The 3895-nt window shown below is 59.9% G+C and carries 5 protein-coding genes; 2 read left to right on the top strand and 3 right to left on the bottom strand.

The annotated features are described in order from the left end of the window. Positions 1 to 58: 58 nt before the first annotated feature. Both ABWU19_RS14440 and ABWU19_RS14435 read right to left on the bottom strand, forming a co-directional pair. Positions 59 to 946 (bottom strand): hypothetical protein, encoded by an 888-nt coding sequence (locus ABWU19_RS14440; protein WP_435902354.1) that lies wholly within the window; start codon positions 944 to 946, stop codon positions 59 to 61. A 52-nt stretch (positions 947 to 998) separates the two neighbouring features. Further along, the gene (locus tag ABWU19_RS14435) at positions 999 to 1760 is read right to left on the bottom strand and encodes a metallophosphoesterase family protein (RefSeq protein WP_435902353.1); all 762 of its coding nucleotides are present in this window, start codon (positions 1758 to 1760) and stop codon (positions 999 to 1001) included. Positions 1761 to 1898: 138 nt separating this feature from the next. Between ABWU19_RS14435 and ABWU19_RS14430 the strand changes: the two genes are divergently transcribed. Further along, positions 1899 to 2489: a hypothetical protein gene (locus tag ABWU19_RS14430; RefSeq protein ID WP_435902352.1), complete on the top strand. Its 591-nt coding sequence runs from the start codon at positions 1899 to 1901 to the stop codon at positions 2487 to 2489. Positions 2490 to 2516: 27 nt separating this feature from the next. Further along, entirely contained in the window at positions 2517 to 2726 is a 210-nt protein-coding gene (locus ABWU19_RS14425; RefSeq protein WP_435902351.1) for a hypothetical protein, read from the top strand. 369 nt (positions 2727 to 3095) lie between these two features. Here the strand turns inward: ABWU19_RS14425 and trhA are convergent, their stop codons facing one another. Then, entirely contained in the window at positions 3096 to 3755 is a 660-nt protein-coding gene (gene trhA / locus ABWU19_RS14420; protein WP_435902350.1) for a PAQR family membrane homeostasis protein TrhA, read from the bottom strand. Between the last annotated feature and the right edge of the window lie 140 nt (positions 3756 to 3895).

Below are 3895 nucleotides of genomic sequence, written 5' to 3'. Positions count from 1 at the left end.
GGTCCCGTCCGCTGGTGGCCTTCGAGGCCCTAAGGTGGAAGGCTTTCCCTGTACGGAATTACTGAGATGCACTCGAGAGTTTGAGGGCCAGCCAGGTTTGAACCAGGTCTTCGCTGACGTAAGCCGAGTGTGCATCCTGTGCGCGGGCAAGGGCCTCGAGGGCCGCTTTGTAGGCGGGGTCCTCGACCGAAAAGAGCTGCCCCAGGCGTCGCCCCAGGTAGGGGAGGGCTTCTTCTACTTCACCGAGCAGCCGGAGGGCCTCGAGGGTCTGGGCAGGGCTGGTTTGCAAGGCTTCCAGCACGCCCTGGGTGCGGCTGACCAGCCTGTCGAACTCGGCGGGGTGTTGCAAAGCCCAGCGCACCCTGCCAGGGGCACCCTGGGCAAAAGCCAGAACCTCGGGATCGGTGCTTAGGGTCTGCAAAAGGGCCTCGGGTACTGGTGTGAAGCCGACCTCGAGGCTGCGGCTCACCAGCGTGGGCAGCACCAGCTCACGGCTGGGGGCAATCAGGATGATTCGGGCGAAGGACGGTGGTTCTTCCAGAACCTTCAGCAGGGCGTTGGCGGCAGCTTCCCCCAAAAAGTGCGCGCTATCCACCACCGCTACTTTGGTCTTGAAGCGAGGATAGGTGGAAATCCAATCCAGCAGGCTTTGTTCTTCGGTGTCTTCGCGGGGAGCAATCTGCTCGAGACGAATCTGTGGTAGGCGGGCTTTGCGGCCTGTTTTGGTCTCTTGTTCAGGTGCAACTTCCAGGTAGTCCGGGTGCGGTTCTAGCCGGCACGAAGCGCACCGGCCACAGGGGGGGAACCCCCGCTGGCAGTTGAGGCCAGCCGTAAACCAGCGGGCTACCTGCCGACGCCCTACGCCTTCTGGCCCGGTGAACAAAAAAGTCTGCGCCTGTAGCCTGGGCAGCAGCTCGAGGATTCTCTGGTGTCCGAGGATTTGCATAGCCGTTTGTTATGGGATACGCAGAGCGCTCACGGGCCGCCTGGGCAAACCGCTACTTGCCCAGTACCAGTCGCTCGTAGAGCCACATGGGGAATTGCTCGTGGTGCAGCCGGGCCAGCACATGCTCGAGGTTGTACTTGGCGCGGTAAAACTCCACGGTGCCTTCTTCCGAGTCCCAGATTGCGTAAGCGGCGCCAACCACGCCGTCGCGGGGCTGGCCGGTAGAGCCGGGGTTCACGATGGCGCGGGCTTTGGGCGCGACAATCAGCTCGCCGCCGTGGGCGTAGCGGTTGTAGCGTACCCAGCGCCCTTGTGTGCTCCCTTCGGTGGTAGCACGCCCTGAAGACGCCTCCAGGGTCAGATAACTTCCAGCCAGATGGGTGTGCCCGTGAAAGATCCAGCGGTGCTTTACTTTTTCAAACACATCCCGGGCCTGCTCAATCTCTTCCAGATAGGCCAGGGGGTCGAGGGGGCTGCCGTGCACCAGGAGGGCTCCTTCTACTTCGGCGGTCCAGGGCAGTCTGGACAGGTATTCCCTGTTTTCAGGGCTGATACGCTCGGCCTGCCAGGACAGAATTTCCAGTACCGGTCCCTCAACCTGCATGGACTTGATTTCCAATAACCAGATGTCGTGGTTGCCCATTACCCCCGTGGCATTCACCGAGCGCAGCCAGTCCAGTACCCGATTGGCGTCGGGGTAGTAGCCAACAGCGTCGCCCAGGAAGAGCACCTGGTCGTAGCCTCGGGCTTCCTTGAGGACAGCCTCGAGGGCCGGCCAGTTGCCATGTAGGTCGGAGACAATCAAATAGCGCACAGCCTCACCATCATACCCAGCTACAATAGATAATACGAACCCCAGCAAAAGTGCCCTGTTAAGGTCGGGCCAGAGCCGACCGGCTTTTCGTGCTACACCGGCAGCATACACCCCGGAAAAAAGGGTTATCCTTCTGGTGTGCAGACCTTAACCTCGAACACCGAATGGCTGGAGTCCTGGCTGGCAGAACACACCCGAACTTTTGTGGATGAGTTTGGTAGCTTTTACGCCTGGCTCGAGGGTTCGCATGGTGGCGATACGTTGCTGCTATGGATGAGCGGGCCTATGCTGGAGATGGTGCTGCCCCAACTGCCCAAATACTTCAAGGGCCGAATCGTGCTGGGCCTTGATGCTTCTGAAGGCCACGCTGCGCCTTTTGCCAGGGCCTTGCACTGGGTCAATCCCCGCTGGGCGCTGGTGGTGGTTCCAGGGGAAGGTTTGGGCATTGCCTACCCTGGCCGTAAGGAAGTTGATGAGGGGGAGTGGGTGCCCTGGGATGACCCGCGGGAAGCCCGGCAGCTCGAGGTGGTACTCCGACCCGAGTTTAGCTACCTCGAGCACAGGGCCTATGCCCCCTGGGAAGCCCCAACGCCAGCGTCTTTGCCCACGCTTGAGGGGCCTGCGATCGGGGCGGTGGGCTGGGAGCGGGGTATACCCACTTATGGCCTGGGTTTGGTAGGCTTAGACAGGAGTTTGCAAACCCTGCTGGAAGCCTGGCGCATGCGCTAACCAGTAAGGGGTATAGGAGGGAGAAAAGTGCTGTTTGCTATCATCTTCACGGTTCTAGCGGTTATGGTTACCTGGCTGTTGTACCTGGCCCTGCGCCCTCGTGCCCTCGAGGTCGAGAGTGAAACGGCCGACCTGCGCTACATCGCCATGGCTCTGATCCTCATCATCCTGACGGCGGCAGCAGTGGCCTCGATGCTTATCCTGGGCAAGCTAGGCCAGGTTACCATAGGTTTTTAGAGCGCTCTTCACAGATATTGGGCTGTTCACAACTTGATTGCTTTGTCCTGCACAGCACAGTTGCCTCCCGGATGGGAGGCAACGTCTGTGAAGAGTACGATAAAGCCTATTCCTGTTGTAGTGTGCGAATGTCTTTGATTTGTTCTTTTTGTTGGGGCCCCCACCTGAAGCTGCGCCAGGAGCTGCCCCGGTCGGCTTTGACCTGCCCTAAACAGAAAGCTTCAGGTGGGGTTCATATAAGCGATAAGAACCGGAATCCTTCTGCGGAGCCTTCGCCTCCAGCCGGTTTTACCTGAACCAAACTGAAAGCTTCGGATGGGGTGGTTCCCGGAGGGTAAAACGCCGGTGGGGTTCTGGCCCTACCGGCGCTCAGTTCAGGTACAGGGCCAGAACAGCAAAATACATGCCCAGGCTTCCCAGCAGCACAAACACGTGCCAGATGCCGTGAAAACCTATCCGTTCGGGCAGCAGGTTGGGCCATTTGGCGGCGTAGACCACCGCGCCCAGGCTGTAGGCCAGGCCGCCCGCAATCAGGAAGCCCAGGGCCCAGGGGTTCAGAGCCAGCTTGGGCAGGAAAAACACCGCAAGCCAGCCCATGCCCAGATAGGTGGCGGTGTACAGCCAGCGCGGGGCTTTGAGCGTGACCAGTTTGAGGCCTACCCCCAGCACTGCCAGCCCCCAGACCAGCCCCAGGGCCCAGGGCCGCCAGGAGGGCTCCATGGCCTGCAGCAGCACCGGTGTGTAGGTGCCCGCAATGAAGAGAAAGATGGCGGCATGGTCAAGCTTGCGTAGCCACAACAAGGCCTGCTCCGAGACCCGCAAAGCGTGGTACAGGGCCGAGGAGGTGTACATCAGGATCATGGACAGGCCGAATACCAGCGCGCCAGCAATTTTGGCCGGATTGCCCTGAGCAAAAAACAACAACACTACCGTGCCGGCCAGGCCCAGCACCACACCAACAGCGTGGGAGTAGGTATTGAAAGGCTCACGAACAGCAATGCGAGGGGTTGCGGGGCGGGTACTTTTCATAGTGTTTGCTTTGGAGCGCCTACCGTTGGGTGGCATCTTCCTTAGTGCAGTGTAGCACCAGACTATGAGATATCTACCGACACAGGCTCTTATCATATACAGCATGAACCCGAACAAACCCATACCCAGCCCCATTCCTT

The sequence above is a fragment of the Meiothermus cerbereus genome (assembly GCF_051297115.1).
GTDB classification, from domain to species: Bacteria; Deinococcota; Deinococci; order Deinococcales; family Thermaceae; genus Meiothermus; species Meiothermus cerbereus_A.
This window is presented reverse-complemented; position numbering and strand designations above follow the sequence as displayed.